The organism is Ruminococcus sp. OM04-4AA (genome assembly GCF_003462585.1).
Taxonomy (GTDB): Bacteria; Bacillota; Clostridia; order Lachnospirales; family Lachnospiraceae; genus Mediterraneibacter; species Mediterraneibacter faecis.
The window spans coordinates 1-21,604 of record NZ_QTZH01000034.1; the positions used below are offsets into that span (position 1 = coordinate 1).

Here is a 21,604-nt window from a genome sequence, read left to right on the forward strand (position 1 = left end):
ATAAATTTGCAATTATGATAAGAAAGGTTATTATGATAGGACTAAAAAAGCAAGATATAAAAGCATTGAAAGTAACTGCTGTGGAAAGTTTTAGGAATAATCTTATACGATTATGCACTACCTAACAGCATTTTATCAACAACTAAATATTTTACAATATTAAAAGTTCGTACAGACGGTATATTTTGTACGGACTTTTTTCTTGTTCTTCTTTTTGTATTTTCCAAAGATATAGACGGTATCTCCGTTTATATATTTCAGCGTATGCGGAAAGGAGGTGAGATTATGAACCCATCTTCTTTCGAGCATATCGTTAGAATACAGTTTAATGCTTTGATGATGACTGTTATTAAATGCACAGTAAAAAACAGAAACAGACAGTTTGCAAGACGTTCTAAGCGTGAAGTTTTATTCTGTGAATTATCAGATACGAAAAATGTTGAATGTGTAACTAAGGATAACTATTCTTGTGATTACATTTCGTTTGAAGTCTTGAATTTTACAATTCAAATATCAAATGAGAAACTTGCTGTTGCTTTATATAAGTTATCGAATAAAGAGCGTGATGTAATTCTATTACGCTATTTTCAAAGTATGAGCGACCAAGAAATAGCCGAATTATATCATGTATCACGTTCTGCTATTTATCGCAGAAGAAGTAACGGATTGAAGAAACTAAAAACAGTATTGAAAGAAAGGAATTGAACCAATGAAAAAAGAATATGGCTACCCTACATTAAAAGTAATATGTCAAGCGTCTGCTGGAAATGAAACTGCCATAAGAGAGATTTTGAAGTTTTATGACGCTTATATATGTAAATTATGCTTGCGTCCGTTTTACCACTCTGAAAGTGGTAAAATCATTATGCAGGTTGATGAAGAATTAAAAGGTCAAATCCATACAGAAATGATGAAAGCAATCTTGAAATTTGAAATCAGAGTAAAATAATCATACTACATGAATGAAAAACGGGAGATACACAGATATTTGTGCTATCTCCCATGTTGTTTTTGTGTCATATCAAGGCTCATTCAATCGTGGTAAATTCGTGGTAAAATGAATAGTTTTCTATACTTCAAAATGTTTGAAAGTATAGTGTTTATGCGGATAATCAAAAATCAGATATAAAATTTAACGACACATATTTATGGGAAAATTATTTTCCTATAAGATTCTGTAAAAAATGATTTTAAACTTACAGTTTGTCACCACGCTTGATATATCCCGGTTTATCAGGAGATGCGATAATACGTTTTCCACGGATTAAACGAGCATGTTTGTCGATTACGAGATTCTCAGCGTGAACGCCTTTTCCGATAACAACGTCTGCACCGACGACACAATTCTTAAGAACGGCACCTTCTTTGATTGTACATCCACGTCCGATAACACAGTTCTCAACAGTTCCTTCGATCAGACATCCGTTGGAAACAACAGAGGATGTAACCTTGCTGCCTTCGAAATACTGTGTCGGGCAAGAGTCATTTGTACGTGTATAAATCGGCCAGTTATCATGGAACAGATCTGTTGCTTTCTTCAGATCGATCAGATCCAGGTTTGCCTCATAATAGCTGTTGAAGTCTGAAATCGTTGCGAAGTATCCGCGGTGGGAATATGCACGAACATCAAGTTCTTCACAAGATTCGTTTACAATATCAGCCAGTGTGTACATAGAGGAAAGCTTGTGTGCTTTCTGAATCAGGTCAAGGAACAAGTCTTTCTTCATTACATAAGTATCCATGAAGATATTTCTGTTCTTTGCATTTCCAAGGTTTGGCTCCATGGAGAGAACACCCTTCTGTTTGTTGATGTTCAGTGTCTGACAGTTCGGGAAATGATCCTTCGCATTGTCAACAGAATGATACATCAGAGTGATGTCAGCACCGGAGTCAATGTGTGTTTTGAGGAACGCACTGTAATCAGCTGTGTAAACCATGTAGCTAGGCGCGATTACAACATACTCAGAGTTGATCTCATCAAAGCAGTCAAGGTTTTCCATGTAAGCTGCAATATCTGTGTTGTAAATACCGTTATCAATGTTGCTCTCCTGAAAGAGAGTAGCCAGTTTACCACGTTTGGAGTTGATATTGTAATGGCGTCCTGTTCCGATGTGTTCTACGAGAGAACGAGGTTTTCTACGAACATAAACCTGCATTACATCAATTCCACTGTTACTCATATTAGAAATCGGGAAGTCGATTACACGATATCTTCCAAGGAAAGAGAAGGCTCCGATTGGACGGTATGCCTGCATGTCATTTACCTGTACGTTGGTTCCTGCGAAGTTGATAATTCCAAAAGCTTTACTCATCTTATTCGTCCCCCTTTACTCGTTTTGCAACGAGCTCAATATTTTCGCTGGCAGCGTCTCCGACAACAGCGTTCTTTCCAATCTTAATGCCATCGGCAACAAGGGCGCGTGTAACAACGGCACCTTCTGCAACCTCAGCACCCGGCATGAGGACACTATCAATGACTTTTGCACCGGCGGCAACTTTCGCACCAGTGAACAGTACAGAATTCTTAACTTCCCCATCAATTACACATCCCTGTGTGATGAAGGCTCTTTCTACAACTGCATCAGCTCCGACATATTGTGGAAGTGCTGTTGCATCTTCTGTATAAATCTTCCAGCTTGGGTCATTCAGATCAAGCTTATTGTTCTTATCAAGAAGGTCCATATTAGCTTCCCAAAGGGAATCAATTGTTCCAACATCTTTCCAATATCCTTTGAACTTGTATGCATATAGGCTCTTGCCGTCGTTCAGCATAGTAGGAATGATATCTTTACCAAAATCATGGCTGGAATCTGCGTTCTTCATATCTGCAAGAAGCATCTTGCGAAGAAGTTTCCAGTTGAAGATATAAATACCCATGGAAGCGAGGTTGCTCTTTGGATGTTCAGGCTTTTCTTCAAATTCAACGATATGTCCTGTTTCATCTGTATTCATAATACCAAAACGGCTTGCTTCCTTCATAGGAACTTCGATAACGGCAATCGTTGCATCTGCATTGTTCTGCTTGTGATATTCAAGCATCTTGTCATAATTCATCTTATAGATGTGGTCTCCAGAGAGGATCAGCAGATAGTCTGGGGAATATGTATCTATAAAGTCAATATTCTGGGAAATAGCATCAGCGGTTCCTCTGTATACATCAAGGTTCGCATCAGCTTTCTCACGTGGTGGGAGTACATAAACTCCACTGTCCTTCGCATCAAGTCCCCATCTTCTTCCAGCTGCAGCATAGCTGTTCAGAAGTACGGATTCGTACTGTGTCAGAACACCTACAACGTCAATTCCGCTGTTTGCGCAGTTACTAAGTGGGAAATCAATAATGCGGTATTTTCCGCCATATGAAACGGCTGGTTTAGCCACTTTTTTTGTCAAATCATGGAGGCGGGTGCCTCGACCTCCGGCTAAGATCATAGCCAACATATTATCGTGTTTCATAAAAAGCCCTCTCTTTCATAATACTACTTCTTTAGTATACTCTTTTTTGTGCGATATTGCCAGGATTTTGTATAGAAAAAATAAAAAAATAGCAAAAATAATGGAAAAATTTATCGAAAATCATTTGTCATTTTTCACAAAAAAAGAAAATTAGGGGAATCAGACAGATTTTTAGGCATTATTATATACAAGTGAAAAGGAACATTAAAAAAATTTCCTTAATATAGAAAGAATTGATTGATTTCAAAGCAGGAGTGTGGCAAAATACAAATCACAGTATTCATGAAAATGGCAGGTGTGAGATGAAAGCAAATGTGAAATCAGTTTTAATGAAAAAATATTGCAGAGTATATCAGGCGGGGGCGAAGCTTTTGATGGCTGCACTTCCGTGGCGTTCACCGAAAATGCTCAGTGGATCAGGAGCAGTGAAGAAGCTGCCAGAGGCGGTTCGAGATAGAGGATTTCATAAAGTATTAATTGTAACAGGACCGAAGATCCGTGCGAGGGGGCTTCTTAATGAACTGCTGGAAGAGATGAAAGAGAAGAAGTTGAAATATGTTATCTTTGACGGCATTTCTCAGAATCCTACGGATGAAGAAGTTGAAAATGGAGTAGGAATATTTCTTGGAGAAAAGTGTGACTGCATGATCGCATTTGGTGGCGGAAGTGTGATGGATTGTGCAAAAGGGATCGGAGCCAGAGTTGCGAGACCGAAGAAAGCAGTTCGGAACTTACAGGGACTTTTCCGTGTGCTACGTCCGATTCCTGTAATCTTCGCCGTGCCTACAACTTCAGGCAGCGGGTCTGAGGCAACGATTGCAGCGGTGATCACCGAGGTTCAGACACATCATAAAGCATCAATCAATGATTTGCAATTGATGCCACGCTTTGCAGTACTTGATCCGTGCCTTACAGTAGGACTGCCACCACAGGTAACAGCACAGACAGGAATGGATGCGCTGTGTCATGCAGTGGAAGCATACACGAATGATACATATAACAGTGATTTTGAGCGTCTGATGTGTAGTAAGGCAGTGCGATTGATTCATGAAAGTCTTCTGACAGCATATGAAGACGGGACAAATCTGCAAGCGAGACAGGATATGCAGGAGGCTGCATTTCATGCGGGACGCGCATTTACAAGAGGAAGTGTGGGTTATGTTCATGCAATTGGCCATGCGATCAGCGGGCTCTATGGAGTGCCTCACGGGCTTGTGATGGCAATTCTGCTTCCGCATGTGATGCGTGCCTATGGCTCTTCTGTGTATGATAAGCTTGCGGATTTGTGTGATATCTGTGCGATGGAAGTAGATACACCGGACGGTATGATCTCAGCCGAAGTTCGTGCCGAAACATTTCTCCAGTGGATGGAAGAGTTAAAAGAGAAACTTGGAATTCCGAAATATCCGGATATGATCCGGGAAGAAGACGTGAACCAGATTGTAAAATGGGCACAGAAAGAGGCGAATCCGGTTTATCCGGTTCCGGAGATCTGGGATGCGCAGGAGATGAAAGAGTTTGTTCTGGCCATGATGGAAGGTGCGAGACTTGAAGGTGCAGAAAAGAATGAATAACCGACAAAAATCGGTGAGGGATGTAATGAATTGGAGGAAATAATGACAGTATGAGTGACAATGCAACAATGAAAAACACAACGATTCATGACATGACGACCGGAAGTCCGGCCCGCCTGATCATGCAGTTTATGATACCAATGTTTTTGGGAAATATATTTCAGCAGTTTTACAACATTGCTGATTCAATCATAGCAGGACAGTTTCTTGGTGTAAGAGCACTGGCTGCAATTGGAAGTACGGGATCCTTGATGTTCTTTGTGACAGGCTGGCTGAATGGTCTGAGTAGTGGATTTGCTATTTTGGTGTCACAGTGGTTTGGCGCGAAAGAATATGAGAGGATGCGGCATTATGTGGCGATGTCTATTTACCTTTCTGCTGGTTGGGCTGTGCTTATGACGATTGGTCTTGGAATTGCAAATGAGCCAATCTTACGTTTGATGAATTATAAGGATAGCATTATGCCGGACGTAAAGGCATATATGGGAATTATTTATGCGGGTCTGATTGTAACGGCAGCGTATAATGCGCTGGCTGCATTTCTACGTGCACTGGGTGATTCGAAATCCCCATTGTATTTTTTGATTATTTCAGCAGTAATCAATGTAGGACTTGATGTGGCGTTCATTATTTATGGCGGCATGGGTGTAGAAGGATGTGCCTATGCGACCGTTATCGCACAGGGAATCTCAGCAGTACTCTGCTTTATATATATCGTGAAGAAGTTCCCTATTCTGCATCTTAAAAAAGAGAATTTCAGATTTTCTCTTCCAGCTTGCGGAAAATTGATGGCTCTTGGAGTTCCGATGGCATTACAGTTTTCTATTACAGCGATCGGAACAATTATTGTACAGGGTGCTGTAAATGTTTACGGGGAAGATTATATGGCTGGTTTCTCTGCGGCAGCAAAGATTCAGAATGTAATCTGCACAGTATTCGTTGCTTTCGGTGCAACGATTGCAACTTATGTGGGACAGAACTGGGGAGCTGGAAAAGTAGACCGTGTACGACAAGGTGTGCGCTGTACACAGATTATGATTCTGGCTTACAGTGTAATTGCGATGATACTGGTATTTTTCTTTAGTAAATATCTGACCTACCTTTTTATCAGCCCATCAGAGACGAAAGTTATTGAAGTATCTGTGCTGTATTTCCATACGGTGTTCTGGTGTTATCCATTCCTGGGAAGTATCTTCCTATATAGGAATACCCTGCAAGGACTTGGATATGGACTTGTGCCGATGCTCGGAGGAGTGTTTGAACTTGCGGCGAGATCTGCAATTGTAGTTCTTGTGGCAGGAAAAACAAGTTTTGCAGGAGTGTGTCTGTCAGACCCGGCAGCATGGATCTCCGCATTGATTCCACTGATCCCGTATTATATCTATGTGACACGGAAGTGGAAGAAACAAGGAAAGATAGTGATGTAAAAGTTCACAAAGATGAATGCAAAATAATAAATGGCGAAGAGAGCGGAGCAGTAAAAGTTCTGGCTCTCTTCGTCATTTTCCAGGTGTTCTTCAAAAAGGGGATAACTGGTGCGCATTATTGTAGATATTGTGGGCGCAATAAAAGATATTCACATTTTTATAAACAAAAAAGTTGAGTTATGAACAATAAACACATTGAAAATTAAGTAGAGCCAATGTATTCTAGAACTACTTCAATCTATGGAGTATCTGAATTCAGAATAAAAAACAATCAATTGCTTATTTCAAAGCACCGATTCAAAAAACAAAAAGAAAAACAAAAAGGAAAAAAGTGAGGATGTGCCTATGAAGAATAAATTACAAAATTATTTTCCGATGATACGTACGCAAGGAGAGGTATTGAGTGAACTTCGTGAAAATACGAAGCTATGGAAAACATTTTGTGAATGGGAAGGGAAATATCAACAGGAATATCTTGATATTTGTACAGGTGTAAAAGGAGTAAAATTATTGTATGACACTTATTTTAAAGCAGTTATGAATCCGGACACAAGACCTGAACGATTAAACGATTTTCTATCAGAAATCCTTGGGAAAAAAGTAAAAATATTAAAAGTATTGCCAAATGAATCTGCACAAATTGCAGCGGAAAGTTCATTGCTGATCATGGATATTGTTGTTCAGTTTGAAGATGGAAGTATAGCGAATGTTGAGGTTCAAAAAATTGGGTATTTATTTCCTGGACAAAGAAGCGCATGCTATTCGTCAGATTTATTATTACGACAGTATAAGAGAGTCAGGGCAGAACTTGGACAGGGATTCACATATAGAAAATCCAGAAAGTATATACCATTGTCTTGTTCGAAAAAAGTAATTCGGATTTTTCTAACTTTTCAAAGGAAATATATATTCACCATTTTGAGCAGAAGAGTGATACAGGAGTGGAAATGAATTTACTGCAGGAATATACGTTTATTTGCCTTGACATTTTTGGTGACATCATTCAAAATGAAGACAGAAAAATAGAGAACAGACTGGAAGAATGGCTCGTATTTCTTAGTCAGGATGATCCGGATATGATTATTAAGTTATTGAATCAGAATGCAGATTTTCAGGAGATTTATGAGGAAGTCTATACCATCTGTCTGAATATGGAAAGGATGATGGAGATGTTTTCAAAAGAACTGGCAATATTAGACCGAAATACAGTAAAATTAATGATTGATGAGATGGAAGAAGAGGTTGTAGAAGCAAAAAGAAAAGCGGACGAAGCAGTGAGAAAAGCGGACGAAGCAGAAAGCCGAGCAAAACAGGCAGAACATCGAGAAAAGCAGGCAAGAGAAGAAGTAGATAACTTGAAAAAAGAATTGGAAAAAATGAAAAATATTTAAAAATGTAGGCAAAAAAACAGGCGCAGGGAATCAATTATGAAGCTCTGCGCCTGTCGCTTGTTAAGTTAAAATTATTATTCTGCGGCTTCTTCTTCCTCTTCATCTGAAGTAAGATCAGAAGCTTTTACGTGTACTTCTGTGATGGTAACTACTGTTGCATCAAGATCTGTCATAAGATCAACATCTTTGTCTTTGGCAATTGGAAGATCAGCAACACGAATTGTGTCCCCGACTTTCAGAGGTCCAACATCAACTTCGACTTTCTCTACCAATGCGGCAGGAAGAGCCTTGAAGGAAATCTCCTGAAGCATCTGCTGTGGTACTCCTGAAGACAGTTTCTCGAGGTTTACAAGGTGAATCTCTGCTACAGAGTGAACCTTCTCAGTGCTTACCAGTGCCTGGAAATCTATTTCATCTACATAACCTTTCAAAGGATTGTAATCAACTTCCTTGATCAGAGCGTCATAAGTCTTACCGGCAACTTCTAGCATAACCTGGCCACCTTTGTTTTCAACTTTCAGAAGTTTTTCTATTTCAGCTTTATCAAATTTCAGTGGAATAGAATCTTCCAGTTCACGACCAAACAGGTTTCCTGTTACAAATCCTTCGCGTCTTAATTTTTTTGCTTTGATTGACATGTCTCTTTTTTCAGCTTTTAAAGTATTCATTTATCTTTTCCTCCAAATTACTGAATTCGCTTAGCAGCCTTCAACTTGTCAAAATAATAAGTAGGTTTTGTTAAGTGTTCTTTTTCTTTGCTACAGTTACACTATAGCACCCGGTGTCAAGGGGAAGGGAAAAGCAGGGAGAATTGTAGGGTAAAAAATTAAGGTTTTGAAGGTTGAAAAAGGTGTGATAAATGAAAAAATTAAGGTTGTATAATTGGAATATTCAGAGAATTATTGTGAAAATGGCGGAAATGTATGGGATATGATATTTATTTAGAAGAAAAGTGACGAAATTTAAAAGGAATCAAAACGTGTGTAACATTATTGAAAATGCAAATCCTTTATGATAAAATTTCAAACAGAAACTACTGATATTAGTCGAAATATCGGTATAGAAATGGGGAAGAAACAATATGGATTTACAGACATTGATCGTTTTGATCATCGAGTTGATCGGAACGATCGCATTTTCAATTTCGGGGGCAATGGTCGGTATTCGCCGAAAGATGGATATTTTTGGCGTGCTGGTGCTTGGAGTGGTGACCGCGGTAGGAGGCGGAATGATGCGTGATGTGATCTTGGGGAAGACACCGAGCGCATTTGTGAAACCGATTTATGTAGAAGTGGCAGTGATTTCTGCATTAGCGCCATTTCTCTTACTTTCTATTAATAAGAGACTGATGCATAGTAAATACCAGACACTCTATGCGGGACTAATGTTCCTAATGGATTCGGTCGGACTTGGTATCTTTACAGCAGTCGGAGTATCCACAGGATGGACAGCAGGATATCATGATAATATGTTTTTCTTAAGTTTCCTTGGAGTACTGACAGGAGTTGGAGGAGGACTTCTCCGAGATGTGATGGCAGGAGTTCCACCGTATATCTTTGTAAAGCATGTGTATGCCTGTGCGTCAATTGCGGGGGCAATCTGCTGTGTACTGGCATATAGAAGCTGGGGACAGATTCCGGCGCTTGTGATCGGAACAATAGTTGTGCTTGTGATTCGTATCGGAGCAGCGCACTACAGATGGAATCTGCCGTGTGTGAAGCTGGAGGATGAAGAATAACGAATAGGAAAAATAAAAAGAATCTGAAGCGTGCATTTCACGTTACTGTTCACTCCCGTGTCAATCACTCCGCTGATTGCACGGAGGATGCGTGTTTTGACTTGAATGCATCTCGCCCCATCGCCAAAGGCGATTTAAAATGGCGAGATGCGTTACTGGTCGCACATCGTGTGAACAGTAACCATTTCACTTGTTGTTCAGATTCTTTTTTTGTATACTAGAGATAAAGAACGGGCATATATGTAAAGAAAGCAGGTGAGATTTATGAACAGAAGATTTAATGTAAACGGTGTTTGTTATCCGGACGAACATTACATGGTGAATATTGATTCCAAGTTGGCAGAGATTAAAGAGCTGGTAGATGAAAAACAATATTTTGTAATAAATCGTGCAAGACAGTATGGAAAGACCACGACATTGAATCTGCTGGTAAAATATCTTGCCGATCAGTATACAGTATTTTTCATTAGCTTTGAAGGGCTTGGAGGAACAGCATTTGAAACAGAAGCAGAGTTCTGTAAGACGATATGTGAATTGCTTTATGATGCGATTCGATATGATGAAGTTCCACAAATAGATGAAGTAGTGAAGGCGATTATTAAAGAAAACATAGGGCAAAATAAGATAGAGGATATGATGAGTCTATCTGCTACACTTTCTGAAATCTGCAAGAACTCAGTGGCTCCTGTTGTGCTGATTATAGATGAGGTGGATCAAGCCAGTAATTATAAAGTGTTTGTAGATTTTCTCGGAATGCTTAGAAGTAAGTTCTTAAAGAGGAACACAAGACCGACATTTCACTCTGTGATATTGGCTGGAGTTTATGATATAAAGAATTTGAAGCACAGAATCAGAGAAGACCGCGAACATCAGATGAACAGTCCATGGAATATCGCAGCAGACTTTCCGGTGGATATGAGTTTTACGGTGGAAGAAATCGAAGGTATGCTGAATGAATATAATGATGAACATTCGTGTGTGATGCTTGTCCGGGAGTGCGCAAAAACAATTTTTGAATATACATCAGGGTATCCATATCTGGTATCAAAAATTTGTAAATTAATAGATGAGCGATGCGGCGAGAATTGGACAAAACAAGGTGTATCTGATGCAGTGAAAATACTATTGCGAGAAGCCAATCCGCTGTTTGATGACCTTCGAAAAAAGATTACGGATTATCCGGAACTAAGAGCAATGTTGTATGCAATTTTGTTCCGTGGGGAGTCATATCCATATAATCCGGATAATTTTGCAATCGATATCGGAACAATGTTCGGATTTATAAAAGAGAAAAATGGTCAGGTTGTGATAGCAAACCGAATTTTTGAAACACGTTTATATAATTTATTTTTATCAGAGGAATTGACAAATAGCATTATCTATCAGTCTGGAGAACGTGACAAGAATCAATTTATCAAAAACGGAGTTCTTGACATGGAGTTGGTTCTTGAGAAGTTTATGATTCATTTTCATGATATTTATGGAGATAATACGAATACATTTGTAGAGGGAAATGGACGGCGTCTATTCCTGTTGTATCTCAAGCCGATTATTAATGGAACAGGAAATTATTATATTGAAGCACAGACAAGAGATCAGACGCGAACAGATATAATCGTAGATTATCTTGGAAAGCAATATGTGATCGAACTGAAGATCTGGCATGGAAATGAGTATAATAAGAGAGGCGAAGAACAACTGGCAGAGTATCTGGAATACTATCATCTGGATAAAGGGTATTTGCTGAGTTTTAATTTCAATAAGAATAAGCAGACAGGGCTGAAAGAAATCCAATTTGGTGACAAGACACTGATAGAAGTAGTGGTATAGTGTAATAATTTAGAGACACCCGTTATTTTATCTTGAGAAGGATGAAAATAGCGGGTGTTTTTATAGTCTTATTTATAAAAACAGTTCATTTTCTTTTCGTCCGGAACAAGCTTTTTTTAACTTCTGGGAAGCAGTAGACAGCATTAGTGGATTCAGCTTGCGGGAATGCGTTGGACAGACGCTGATACAGCGCATACAGGAAATACATTTGTCCTTATCAGTCTGCTTAGGATTGTCAGATGGAATTGCTCCTGACGGGCATTTCGCTGCACACAGTCCACAGGAACCACAGGTATGTGAAGCACCAGGGATAAGCGGAATCGTACCGTATTCGCGGTAAGGTCTGTTACCCGGAACATGTACCGGCAAGTGGTCAGATTTTATGGAGTTATTATCTTTTTCCTTGATTTTCCGTACAAAGTCAGAGAGCACTGTAAGATCATTCTGATCAGGCCTTCCGGTTGCAAACTGATGCATGATGGAATGTTCTGCGACAGCCGCAATAGCTGCCTGGCAGGTGAAGTTCTTTTCAATCAGAGTATCTTCAAGTTCGATCAATGTATCTTCATAAGCACGGTTTCCGTAAACGGTGATTAGAATCGCAGTTGCATTATTTCCGCTCAGAGCTTTGATTCTCTCTAATGCAATGGCAGGAACACGTCCACCGAAGGAAGGAACTCCGATGATACAGAGATCTTCTTTGGAAAAATCATTTGTTAGACCAGAAGTCTTTTCGCATAAATCAATGCTCTGATATACACCAAATTGTTCAGCTATAAATGTAACTATTTTTTCAGTTCCACCGGTTGGACTGAAGTAAATTGCGTATATACTCATAAATATTCTCCCCTAATTAAATGTTTTGGCAGATACCATAATTTTAGAGGTTTTAGAGTTATTTTGCAAGTGCCTGGTTGATATTAAAAGATAAAAGTGATATGATTCAAATAGATAAAATATTATCTAAAAATGCATAAAATAGTTAAAAATAGATAAAATATTATCCATAAAGTGAGGTGGATGAATGCAACAGTTAGTATGGGAAACAGCAGAAGAACTTGATCAAAAGCTTGCGCAAAGAGTGCGTAATATTAGAAAGAGACGTTCGATTTCACAGGAAAAATTAGCATCTATGAGTGGTGTGAGTTATGGTTCGATTAAAAGGTTTGAGACGACAGGAATGATTTCATTACTTTCCTTAACGAAGATTGCGATGGCATTGGATATGGCAGATGAACTTAGAGATATTTTTACAAGTGTGCCGTATAGGGATATCCAAGAAGTTATAAATGAGACGAGGTCTCAAAGCAAAAGAAGAGATAGATTTAGATGAGAGTTTATGGAATTATATTAAAGAGAGTAGGAGTTTATTATGAGTTACATCACAACATACACAGGAAATCATTTTGATCCGATAAACCCGGATCCGGAACTAATCAACATTGTAGATATCGCCCATGCACTTCCGATGATCTGCCGAGGAAACGGTCAGGTCAGTACGTTCTGGTCTGTGGGAGAGCATTGTATTCTGTGTGCGAAGGAAGCCGCTGCCAGAGGATACAGCAATCGTGTGATCGAGGGTGCACTTTTGCATGATGCAAGTGAGTGTTATATGTCAGACGTGCCGCGCCCGCTGAAGCAGTTTATGACAGTATATAAAGAGCAGGAGAATCATTTGCTTGATGTTTTGTATACCAAGTTCCTAGGTTCATCGCTTGATGAGCAGGAAGAAAAGCTGATCAAAGAGATTGATGATGCGGTATTGTGGTATGATATGAAATATTTACTGGGTGAAGACTCAGAAGGAGACAAGCCGGAGACGTGTATGGTACCTGATTATACGGTGAGAGCATTCAAGGATGTTGAGCAGGAGTACTTGGAAATATTTGAAAAATATAAGGTCTTATAAATATCAAAATGATGAAAAAGGACAGAGAGTTCTGATTGAAAAAATGTCAGAAATCTCTGTCCTTTTTGTAAGTATCAGTATAGTTCGCAACTTTGTATTCTGCGGATTGTTTATCTCAGTCGAGAAGACTCCCACTTCTTCAGGTGGTGAGTAATAGAAAATGGATGAAAAAACGTAAGAAGTGTTACGGTTTTAAATGGCTCCGGTAATCTGTTGGCGAAACATTATAAAACTTTTTAAATGTACGTGAAAATGCCAGCTGGTCTTCAAATCCAAGTGAATTGGAAATAATCGAAACAGGAAGTTGTGTAGTTGCAAGTAACCTTGCAGCTTTTTTGAATTTCAGTTGAAGCAGATATTTTTTGGGTGAGATTCCAAACTTTTCATGGAAAGCCCGTGTAAGGTAATTCTGATGGATGCCGAAATAGTCAGCTACATCTTTTAACTTCAAATTCTCAGCATAATTGATGTCAAAGTAAAATTTAATTTCATCGATAATTGACAGTTTATTTGTGTCTGCTTCATGAAAATCAACATCGGAAAAAAGCATGGAAATAATATGAAGCAGGATACTATTTCCTTCAAAATAATGACTGGTCAATGAGGCATCTAATTGCATGATCCTGGAAATAGAATCGTAATATTTTCGGGTATCTAGACCATGGATCACATAAATATCTTCTGTTGAAGTCATAATCTGATAGAGATAACTTTCCGAGCTGATGCCGATAAAGCTGATCCATGCATAAGACCAAGGGTTTGTTTTTGAGGCTTCATAATAGGTGATCTTACCTGCCGGAATGAGAAATGCATCTCCTGCTTTTAGGTGAAACACATGCTCATTAATACGAAATTCTCCCTCCCCGTTGAGTACAAAATGAATTAGCTGATATGATCTCAAAGTCGGACCATAACTGTAGCCAGGTGTACATTCTTCATAACCGGCACTGTACAGAGAAAGATCACTATTGGCTTTATATACCAGAGAATGTTTGGTTTCTTTATATTCAATCATAAGTCTATCATAATACAAAAAGTTAGTTTTTTCCATATATTCTTCTGAAAATGCTATGTTCCAAAATAGGAAAATATAGTTTAATATAGTCAGGCGCCAGAAAGTAAGGACGGGAGGTCATTTAGAAATGATAAAACGGCAGAAATATCATCTGGAACCGGACAGAGGTCTGCTAAATGATCCTAATGGGTTAGTTTTTTACAAGGATATGTATCATGTGTTCTTTCAGTGGAATCGATTTGAAAAGAATCATTCTTACAAGGAATGGGGACATTTTACATCGAAGGATTTACTTCATTGGAATTGGGAAGGAAGTGCTCTTTTGCCGGACCAGTTTTATGAGCAAAATGGAGTTTACTCAGGGAGTGCATTGATAAAGGATGGTCAGCTTCGCTTATTCTATACAGGAAATAATAAGAGCGGCGGTGTGAGAAAAAGCAGCCAGTGCCTTGCAGTTACTGAGGATGGCAAGACATTTCAGAAAAAAGGCATTGTGGTATCAACACCTACGGAGTTTACCGAGCACTTCAGGGATCCGAAAGTATGGCAGGACGGCGATGACTATTATATGGTGATCGGAGCACAGATGAAAAATGGAAGAGGTTCTGTCGCACTATGTAGCTCCAAGGATGCGGAAAATTGGAAATTCGAATTAGTGCTTGCAAAATCCAAGGAGTATGAAATGGTCGAATGTCCGGATTATTTTCAGGTAGATGGACAAGGAATTTTGCTTTATTGTCCGCAGCACAGAGATAATGAAAGAGATAGTTCACTTTGTAGTTTTTCGGCTTATAAAGAGTTTGATTTTAATGACATAGTTTCAGGAAAAATAGAAGATAGCAATGTACAGAATCTGGATGAAGGGCGTAAAAAGATGGATCAGGGATTTGATTTTTATGCGCCGCAGACATTTACATCACCGGATGGAAGAAAAATTCTGTTTGCGTGGATGTCAAGAATGGAAGAGGAAGAAGAGAAGCTGTTTGGTGAAGGAGAATCCAGTATCCATTGTATGACGTTACCAAGAGAGCTTTCTTATCGAAATGGAGAACTGTGTCAGCTTCCGGTAAGAGAATTGGAAAAAAGTTTGTGCATACATAAGATTTCTGAGCAGGAAAGACAAAGTGGAGAAATAATTCTTAAGAACAGAGTATACTGTGCAAAACTATCTAATCTTCAGAATGAAACTTCTTTTAAAATAGAATTTCAGAACAGAGAAGTTATTCTAGAATACAAAAAAGTAGAAAAAATAATTTCTGTAAAGAGAAAAAATTGGGTTACAAAAGATTATGATGAGAGAACCTGTAAGATTGATTCGTTGGAAACGATAGAATGTTGGTCTGATATTTCCAGTATGGAAATTTTTGTGAATCAGGGAAGCAAAGTGTTTTCTATGAGAATGTTCACGGAAGAAGAAAATGGAAAAGTAAAAATAAGCGGACTCATGAAAGAAACAGTCGTGGAAATGTATGATTTAATGGGAGAAGGAGAGGAGAAAAATGAGTGATAAAGAATTAGCAAAAAAGATTCTTGAACTGGTTGGCGGTACGGAAAATGTTGTGTCAGTAAGACATTGTGCGACAAGACTTCGTATTGTAGTAGCTGATAAAGAAAAGATTCAGGTAAAAGAGGTTGAAAATCTGGAGAAGGTAAAAGGAAGCTTTTTTAATTCCGGACAGTATCAGATCATTCTCGGAACAGGTCTGGTTAACCGAATCTATGATGAAGTTGTAAAAGTTACAGGAACAGGCGACGAAGAAAAGTCAGAGGAAAAAGAAAAGGTAGTTTATGGAAATAAATTTCAGAGAGCAATCAGAATGTTTTCTGATGTATTTGTGCCAATTATCCCGGTGCTTGTAGCTACTGGTTTGTTTATGGGACTTAGAGGGCTTCTGACTCAGGAGGCAGTACTTGCAGTATTTGGTCTGACAGCTGATAGTATTCCGCAGAATCTTCTTACATTTACACAGGTATTGACAGACACGGCATTTGCATTTCTTCCGGCTTTAGTGTGCTGGTCAACCTTCCGGAATTTTGGCGGAAGTCCGGTAATTGGAATTGTATTAGGATTGATGCTTGTAAACAGCAGCCTGCCAAGCGCTTATGCAGTTGGATCAGGAGAGGCACAGCCGTTGATTTTCTTTGGATTTTTAAAAGTAACAGGATATCAGGGATCAGTATTACCGGCATTTGTGACAGGAATTGTCGCTTCCAAGTTTGAAAAATGGCTGCGAAAGAAAGTTCCGGATGCAATCGATCTGATTGTGACACCGTTCTTAACATTGTTGGTTGGATGTGTTCTGGCATTGTTCGTACTTGGACCAATCTTACATACAGTAGAGTCAGGAGTTCTGTTTGCAGTAGAACATCTTCTTTTCCTTCCGATGGGAATAGGCGGATTTTTATATGGATGTTTCGGACAGCTTCTTGGTATTTTTGGTATTCATCATATTCTGAATTTCTTAGAGATCAGTATGTTGGCACAAGATGGATGGAATTATCTGAATCCAATCGGAACTTGCGGAAATGTTGCTCAGGCAGGAGCAGTTCTTGCAGTTGCAATCAAAGCAGCGTCTAATAAGACAAAGCAGGTGGCATATCCGGCATGTCTGTCTGCATTACTTGGAATTACAGAGCCGGCGGTATTTGGAGTCAACTTAAAATTTATGAAACCGTTTGTAATGTCAATGATCGGTGGCGGTGTTGGAGGATTTCTGGCATCAATCTTCCATCTGAGAGCAACAGGAATGTCAATTACAGGTATTCCAGGAACATTGCTGTATCTTAACGAGCAGCTGCCACTCTATATTCTGGTAAATGTAGTTGCTTTCGGTGTAGCATTCGGACTGACATGGATGTTTGGGTTTAATAAGAAAATGGAGCAGTAAGTATGAGTATTCTATTTCATAACAAAGGACAGATCGTGCAATTAAGTAATGATACAATAAGTTATGTGATGGAAATTGTGGATGGAAAGTATCTGGTTCATCGGTATTTCGGACGAAAGATCCGAAATTACCGAGGGACCGGAAATCCCCTGTATTTTAAGAGGGGGTATAATACGGAACATGACAGCTCTGTCGAAAATGTATCCTTTGATGATTTCCCGTTTGAATATCCGGTCGGAGGACATGGAGATTTTCGTATTCCGGCTTTTGCAATCACACAAGAAGATGGAATAACATTTTGCGAACCGGTGTTTAAAAGCTGGAGTGTGGTATCCGGTAAGCCTAAATTACAGGGTATGCCACAGATTCGTGTTAATGAAAATGAGTCGGAGACACTGGAAGTGATCTGTGAAGATGACAGAGCAGGGATCCGACTTTTTCTTTATTATACGATTTTTGAAAATCACGGAATTGTTTTACGGCATCAAAAAGTAGAAAATTATGGGAAGCAGACCGTTTTTCTTCAGAACATTCAGAGTATGTCTCTGGAACTTCCGGCAGAAGAGTATGAACTTATGACATTATATGGAACACATGCTAAAGAGGCAAATATGCAGCGTTTCCCGATTCATTATGGGGTGCAGAAAACGGAGAGTGTCAGGGGAAGCAGCAGTCCTCAGCATCAGCCATTTTTTGCGGCGTTAAAACCGGAGACGAATGAATGCAGCGGAGATGTCTGGGCAGCGCATCTTGTTTATAGCGGAAATTTCCTCGCACAGGTGGAAAAAGACCAGTTTGGAAATGTACGGGCACAGATTGGAATTCATCCGGACAGCTTTAAATGGGAATTAAAACCAGGAGATACATTTGCTTCTCCGGAAGCGGTATTGAATTATAGCAATACGGGTCTGAATGGAATGCGCCACAATTTTCATTGGCTGTACCAACAGCATCTAATTCCTAAACGATTTGAGGAAAAGACACGACCGGTTCTTTTAAACTCCTGGGAATCTATGTACTATGATGTAACAATGGAGAAGATTGATGAACAGGCAGACCTGGCTAAAGCTGCGGGAATTGAATTATTTGTGTTGGATGACGGTTGGTTCCGTAAAGGAAATGACAGCAGATCTTCAATGGGAGACTGGATATGCAATGAACAGAAACTTCCGGGTGGAATTGCAGCAGTTGCAGATGTGATTCATAAAAAAGGTTTACAGTTTGGACTTTGGTTTGAACCGGAGGCAGTCAGCGAGGATAGTGAGTTGTTACGTCAACATCCGGACTGGGCGCTTCACATTCTGGGGTATCAATCGGTAAAAGGAAGACATGAATATTTGCTGGACCTTTCAAGAGAAGATGTCCGTGAATATTTATTTAAAACATTAGATTTTTATTTGAGAGATGGAAAAATCAATTACATAAAGTGGGATATGAACCGACCTCTGACAGATGTGAATTCTGCATGTCTGGGAGTACAGCAAAAAGAGGAGATCAGTCATCGGTATGTGATTGGATTATATGATATTTTGGAACGCATTACAGAAAAATATCCGGATGTTCTGATTGAAGGATGTTCCAGTGGTGGTGCGCGATTTGATCCGGGAATGTTGTATTATGTGCCGCAGAATTGGACAAGTGACAATACAGATGCATTTGACCGTGCGACGATCCAAAGAGGGTATAGCCTTTTATATCCGCAGATAACAATGGGGGCTCACGTAAGTATTGTTCCGAATCATCAAACCGGAAGAAGTACTTCTCTGGATGCAAGATATCAGGTAGCAAGATTATTTAATCTGGGATATGAACTTGATCTTACGAAATGTTCCAAAGAAGAAAGAAAAGAAATTGCTGATCAGATTCAGGAATATAAAGAACAGAGAGGCTGGCTGCAAAAGGGAGTGCTTAGTTATCTTGAAGTTCCGAATGAGAATTATATTGCATGGTCGGTTGTTTCTGCGACGGGAGAAGAATGCGAAGTTATTATCATGCAGAAACTGTTTGATCCGAGATATTCTCATGGAAGAATTCATCTCTGTGGTCTGCATCCGGAATGGGATTACAAAGATGAAAGTACCGGGCAGATTTTCGGTGGAGATGAACTGATGGAGATCGGAGTATCGCTACCATTAATAAAACGAGATTTCCATACATTTGCATTTCATTTTTCAAAGGTAAAGGAGAATTACGGTGATCAGATTAATTGCAAGTGATCTGGATGGGACACTTCTAAATGAGGAAAGCATGTTATCAGAGAAAACAGCGGAGTGTATAAGGACTGCACAGCAGGCAGGAATTCTGTGGGTTGCGGCAACAGGCCGTTCGCTGAAAACGGCATCTGAGCTTATGAGAACAGCGGGAGTGTCACCGGAATATCTTCTGCTAAATGGAGCCGAATTCCGAAAGAGTGATGGGACTTTGATTTTCCAAAAATCAATAGAAGAATCCTGTGCGCAGGAAATTATACAGATGCTCATGGAAAAGAAGCTTGATTTTGAAATTAATACATCATCAGGAGATTTTTCGACAGACTGTGAGTTTTGCGATACGGCTTGCCCAATGCCCGCAGTGGAAAAAATTTTTGATGCGCAGATTAAAATTCAAAAGATATTTATTTTCTCAGAAGAGCAGAATAAGTTGAAAAACATAAAAGAATTTCTGAAGAAGAGACAAGATATCACAATTACGTCATCTGCAGCCTGGAACATAGAGATTACAGACCGGCAGGTGAATAAGGGAACTATGCTTGAACAGATCGCTGAGTATTATGGATATAGTAAAGAAGAGGTATTGGTATTTGGGGATGGGAAGAATGACATTCTAATGTTTGAAAAGTTCCCGCATTCCAGAGCCATGGGAAATGCAGTAGAAAGCTTGAAAAAAATCGCAGAGAAAGTCATCGAATCTAATAAAGATGATGCAGTTGCACAAGAGGTATGCAGATTGTTGCAACATCTAAGTTTGTAAGCGCTTGGTTGATATCAGAAGAAAAAATGATAAAAAGGACGGAGAGTTCTGATTGAAAATGTCAGAACTCTCCGTCTTTTTATCCATTTATTTTACAACAGCTGTCACGTTCAATCAGCTGATGCGGCACGATAATCTTTGTTGCAACAAGATTCGGATTCTCAATATGATTGATCATCTGTGATGCCGCCTCGATACCCAACTGCTTGGAATTAATATCAATTGAAGTAAGCTGTGGAGATGTCGATCTTGCAAATAGAGAGTTGTTGAATGATATAATCGACAAATCATCAGGGATTGAAACATGATTCTGAAGACAGACTCTTTCAAGTGAAACGGCAAGAATATCATCACTTACAACGATTGCAGTTGGCGGTTCATCCTGCAGTAACAGAGAAGAAATTGCTTCTGTGTTATCTCCTGATACATTCAGAACTTCCGCGCAGTATTCTGGACGGAAAGGGATTCCGTGTTTAGTCAATGCCATTTGGTAACCGGTTTTTCTGTCTGCGGCAAAAGTCAGTGAACTGTCGGAACCCAGATAAGCAATCTTGCGATGACCGAGCTGATAGAGATATTCGGTCGCGTCCTCTCCGGCAAGAAGATTATCATTGTCAATATATAATGTCTGATTCGTGTACTGTGTTGCTTTTCCAATCAAGATATAAAGAAGCCCTTCGCTGAAGAGATAATCAATAATCGGATCGTCCTTTCGAGAATAAAGAACGATGAACCCATCTACTTTTCCACTTCGTGACATAGACTGAATCGCTTTTAAGATCTCATCTTCATCTTGACCTGTCACAACAGTAGACATGTATTGTCTCTGGTTACAGTAGTGGCTGATGCCGCGAATTGCTTCAAGATAGAAAGCATTCTCATATACTTCACGGGCAGATGCCGGAAGGATAATCCCGATCGTGCGGGAATACTGAGAAGCAAGATTGCTGGCCTGAAAGTTTACTTCGTAACCAAGTTCGATCATCGCTTTACGAACTTTTTCTTTTGTTTCTGTGCTGATGGATGGGTTATTCTTACAAGTTCTAGAGACAGTGGAAGGTGATACACCTGCCAAAGCGGCCACATCTTTAATTGTTACTGCCATATTTTCCCTCCTGTGAGGAAATGAGGATGTCAGGAGTCTGACACCTATTTTCCTTTATTTTCACGTAACTGTTCAGAGCCAACCTCCAAAATGCTACGCATTTCGTCGGTGTGGCGTATCCGCCAAATAAAATTTCAAAAACAGTCTTAAAAATGCAAGCATTTTATACCTGTTTTTTGAAATTTTGCTTGGCTCTGAACAGTTACATTTTCACAAAAAATTCGTCACCTACTATTTTAGTGAAAGAACGCAATGATGTCAAATCTGTTGCATAGTTTTTTGCATAGAAACTGTTGTGAGAATG

20 protein-coding genes are annotated in these 21,604 nt (G+C 39.4%); 14 read left to right on the forward strand and 6 right to left on the reverse strand.

The features are described from left to right. The first annotated feature begins 285 nt into the window (after window positions 1-285). Window positions 286-705, forward strand: a complete 420-nt coding sequence (locus DXB52_RS10355) for an RNA polymerase sigma factor (RefSeq protein ID WP_008728841.1) — start codon at window positions 286-288, stop codon at window positions 703-705. Between the two features lie 4 nt (window positions 706-709). Continuing rightward, window positions 710-949, forward strand: a complete 240-nt coding sequence (locus DXB52_RS10360) for a helix-turn-helix domain-containing protein (RefSeq protein WP_005946862.1) — start codon at window positions 710-712, stop codon at window positions 947-949. 247 nt (window positions 950-1,196) lie between these two features. On the opposite strand, the gene glgD is transcribed toward DXB52_RS10360, so the two are convergent. Together glgD and DXB52_RS10370 are read right to left on the reverse strand one after the other, a co-directional pair. Next, complete coding sequence (gene glgD, locus DXB52_RS10365) at window positions 1,197-2,312, reverse strand: glucose-1-phosphate adenylyltransferase subunit GlgD (RefSeq protein ID WP_117498286.1); 1,116 nt, start codon at window positions 2,310-2,312, stop codon at window positions 1,197-1,199. 1 nt (window position 2,313) lies between these two features. Beyond that, on the reverse strand, window positions 2,314-3,453 hold the full coding sequence (locus DXB52_RS10370; RefSeq protein WP_015527758.1) for a glucose-1-phosphate adenylyltransferase: 1,140 nt from the start codon (window positions 3,451-3,453) through the stop codon (window positions 2,314-2,316). Between the two features lie 233 nt (window positions 3,454-3,686). On the opposite strand from DXB52_RS10370, the gene DXB52_RS10375 reads away from it, so the two are divergent. The 4 genes from DXB52_RS10375 (at window position 3,687) to DXB52_RS17150 (ending at window position 7,845) form a co-directional block, all read left to right on the forward strand. Beyond that, complete coding sequence (locus tag DXB52_RS10375; protein WP_227188583.1) at window positions 3,687-5,027, forward strand: iron-containing alcohol dehydrogenase; 1,341 nt, start codon at window positions 3,687-3,689, stop codon at window positions 5,025-5,027. Between the two features lie 50 nt (window positions 5,028-5,077). Beyond that, window positions 5,078-6,454: an MATE family efflux transporter gene (locus DXB52_RS10380; protein WP_226871383.1), complete on the forward strand. Its 1,377-nt coding sequence runs from the start codon at window positions 5,078-5,080 to the stop codon at window positions 6,452-6,454. 345 nt (window positions 6,455-6,799) lie between these two features. Then, window positions 6,800-7,405, forward strand: a complete 606-nt coding sequence (locus tag DXB52_RS17145; RefSeq protein WP_318546136.1) for a PD-(D/E)XK nuclease family transposase — start codon at window positions 6,800-6,802, stop codon at window positions 7,403-7,405. Beyond that, a complete protein-coding gene (locus DXB52_RS17150; RefSeq protein ID WP_318546135.1) occupies window positions 7,402-7,845 on the forward strand; it encodes an alanine-zipper protein in 444 nt (147 codons plus the stop codon). Before DXB52_RS17145 ends, DXB52_RS17150 begins: the two co-directional genes overlap by 4 nt. Window positions 7,846-7,919: 74 nt before the next feature. Here DXB52_RS17150 and DXB52_RS10390 read toward each other — a convergent pair whose 3' ends face one another. Then, window positions 7,920-8,513: a 50S ribosomal protein L25 gene (locus DXB52_RS10390; RefSeq protein ID WP_118107245.1), complete on the reverse strand. Its 594-nt coding sequence runs from the start codon at window positions 8,511-8,513 to the stop codon at window positions 7,920-7,922. Window positions 8,514-8,926: 413 nt separating this feature from the next. Between DXB52_RS10390 and DXB52_RS10395 the strand changes: the two genes are divergently transcribed. Then, a complete protein-coding gene (locus DXB52_RS10395; RefSeq protein ID WP_118107247.1) occupies window positions 8,927-9,583 on the forward strand; it encodes a trimeric intracellular cation channel family protein in 657 nt (218 codons plus the stop codon). Window positions 9,584-9,847: 264 nt separating this feature from the next. Continuing rightward, on the forward strand, window positions 9,848-11,413 hold the full coding sequence (locus tag DXB52_RS10400; RefSeq protein WP_118107249.1) for an AAA-like domain-containing protein: 1,566 nt from the start codon (window positions 9,848-9,850) through the stop codon (window positions 11,411-11,413). Between the two features lie 72 nt (window positions 11,414-11,485). Here DXB52_RS10400 and DXB52_RS10405 read toward each other — a convergent pair whose 3' ends face one another. Beyond that, complete coding sequence (locus DXB52_RS10405; RefSeq protein ID WP_118107251.1) at window positions 11,486-12,250, reverse strand: 4Fe-4S binding protein; 765 nt, start codon at window positions 12,248-12,250, stop codon at window positions 11,486-11,488. A 187-nt stretch (window positions 12,251-12,437) separates the two neighbouring features. On the opposite strand from DXB52_RS10405, the gene DXB52_RS10410 reads away from it, so the two are divergent. Both DXB52_RS10410 and DXB52_RS10415 read left to right on the forward strand, forming a co-directional pair. After that, window positions 12,438-12,746: a helix-turn-helix domain-containing protein gene (locus tag DXB52_RS10410; protein ID WP_020435958.1), complete on the forward strand. Its 309-nt coding sequence runs from the start codon at window positions 12,438-12,440 to the stop codon at window positions 12,744-12,746. A 39-nt stretch (window positions 12,747-12,785) separates the two neighbouring features. Then, window positions 12,786-13,322, forward strand: a complete 537-nt coding sequence (locus DXB52_RS10415; protein ID WP_117961051.1) for a hypothetical protein — start codon at window positions 12,786-12,788, stop codon at window positions 13,320-13,322. A gap of 184 nt (window positions 13,323-13,506) precedes the next feature. Here the strand turns inward: DXB52_RS10415 and DXB52_RS10420 are convergent, their stop codons facing one another. Next, complete coding sequence (locus tag DXB52_RS10420) at window positions 13,507-14,337, reverse strand: AraC family transcriptional regulator (RefSeq protein ID WP_117542431.1); 831 nt, start codon at window positions 14,335-14,337, stop codon at window positions 13,507-13,509. A gap of 127 nt (window positions 14,338-14,464) precedes the next feature. Between DXB52_RS10420 and DXB52_RS10425 the strand changes: the two genes are divergently transcribed. The 4 genes from DXB52_RS10425 to DXB52_RS10440 are packed head-to-tail and all read left to right on the forward strand — an operon-like array spanning window position 14,465 to window position 20,195. Beyond that, window positions 14,465-15,844 carry a glycoside hydrolase family 32 protein gene (locus DXB52_RS10425; protein ID WP_118107253.1) on the forward strand — a complete coding sequence of 460 codons (1,380 nt, stop codon included), beginning with the start codon at window positions 14,465-14,467 and terminating at the stop codon, window positions 15,842-15,844. After that, a complete protein-coding gene (locus DXB52_RS10430) occupies window positions 15,837-17,225 on the forward strand; it encodes a sucrose-specific PTS transporter subunit IIBC (protein ID WP_118107255.1) in 1,389 nt (462 codons plus the stop codon). Before DXB52_RS10425 ends, DXB52_RS10430 begins: the two co-directional genes overlap by 8 nt. A gap of 2 nt (window positions 17,226-17,227) precedes the next feature. Beyond that, on the forward strand, window positions 17,228-19,441 hold the full coding sequence (locus DXB52_RS10435; protein ID WP_118107257.1) for an alpha-galactosidase: 2,214 nt from the start codon (window positions 17,228-17,230) through the stop codon (window positions 19,439-19,441). Then, window positions 19,419-20,195, forward strand: a complete 777-nt coding sequence (locus DXB52_RS10440; protein ID WP_181989194.1) for a Cof-type HAD-IIB family hydrolase — start codon at window positions 19,419-19,421, stop codon at window positions 20,193-20,195. Before DXB52_RS10435 ends, DXB52_RS10440 begins: the two co-directional genes overlap by 23 nt. Before the next feature lie 79 nt (window positions 20,196-20,274). Here the strand turns inward: DXB52_RS10440 and DXB52_RS10445 are convergent, their stop codons facing one another. After that, window positions 20,275-21,300, reverse strand: coding sequence for a LacI family DNA-binding transcriptional regulator (locus DXB52_RS10445; protein WP_055147182.1), 1,026 nt, complete (start codon window positions 21,298-21,300; stop codon window positions 20,275-20,277). Window positions 21,301-21,604 lie beyond the last annotated feature (304 nt).

What these genes read in the sequence shown, in the direction of transcription:
- DXB52_RS10355 (WP_008728841.1), top strand. Translation starts at nt 286, where the DNA reads ATGAACCCATCTTCTTTCGAGCATATCGTTAGAATACAGTTTAATGCT.
- DXB52_RS10360 (WP_005946862.1), top strand. Translation starts at nt 710, where the DNA reads ATGAAAAAAGAATATGGCTACCCTACATTAAAAGTAATATGTCAAGCG.
- glgD (WP_117498286.1), bottom strand. Translation starts at nt 2,312, where the DNA reads ATGAGTAAAGCTTTTGGAATTATCAACTTCGCAGGAACCAACGTACAG.
- DXB52_RS10370 (WP_015527758.1), bottom strand. Translation starts at nt 3,453, where the DNA reads ATGAAACACGATAATATGTTGGCTATGATCTTAGCCGGAGGTCGAGGC.
- DXB52_RS10380 (WP_226871383.1), top strand. Translation starts at nt 5,078, where the DNA reads ATGAGTGACAATGCAACAATGAAAAACACAACGATTCATGACATGACG.
- DXB52_RS17145 (WP_318546136.1), top strand. Translation starts at nt 6,800, where the DNA reads ATGAAGAATAAATTACAAAATTATTTTCCGATGATACGTACGCAAGGA.
- DXB52_RS17150 (WP_318546135.1), top strand. Translation starts at nt 7,402, where the DNA reads ATGAATTTACTGCAGGAATATACGTTTATTTGCCTTGACATTTTTGGT.
- DXB52_RS10390 (WP_118107245.1), bottom strand. Translation starts at nt 8,513, where the DNA reads ATGAATACTTTAAAAGCTGAAAAAAGAGACATGTCAATCAAAGCAAAA.
- DXB52_RS10395 (WP_118107247.1), top strand. Translation starts at nt 8,927, where the DNA reads ATGGATTTACAGACATTGATCGTTTTGATCATCGAGTTGATCGGAACG.
- DXB52_RS10400 (WP_118107249.1), top strand. Translation starts at nt 9,848, where the DNA reads ATGAACAGAAGATTTAATGTAAACGGTGTTTGTTATCCGGACGAACAT.
- DXB52_RS10405 (WP_118107251.1), bottom strand. Translation starts at nt 12,250, where the DNA reads ATGAGTATATACGCAATTTACTTCAGTCCAACCGGTGGAACTGAAAAA.
- DXB52_RS10410 (WP_020435958.1), top strand. Translation starts at nt 12,438, where the DNA reads ATGCAACAGTTAGTATGGGAAACAGCAGAAGAACTTGATCAAAAGCTT.
- DXB52_RS10415 (WP_117961051.1), top strand. Translation starts at nt 12,786, where the DNA reads ATGAGTTACATCACAACATACACAGGAAATCATTTTGATCCGATAAAC.
- DXB52_RS10420 (WP_117542431.1), bottom strand. Translation starts at nt 14,337, where the DNA reads ATGATTGAATATAAAGAAACCAAACATTCTCTGGTATATAAAGCCAAT.
- DXB52_RS10425 (WP_118107253.1), top strand. Translation starts at nt 14,465, where the DNA reads ATGATAAAACGGCAGAAATATCATCTGGAACCGGACAGAGGTCTGCTA.
- DXB52_RS10430 (WP_118107255.1), top strand. Translation starts at nt 15,837, where the DNA reads ATGAGTGATAAAGAATTAGCAAAAAAGATTCTTGAACTGGTTGGCGGT.
- DXB52_RS10435 (WP_118107257.1), top strand. Translation starts at nt 17,228, where the DNA reads ATGAGTATTCTATTTCATAACAAAGGACAGATCGTGCAATTAAGTAAT.
- DXB52_RS10445 (WP_055147182.1), bottom strand. Translation starts at nt 21,300, where the DNA reads ATGGCAGTAACAATTAAAGATGTGGCCGCTTTGGCAGGTGTATCACCT.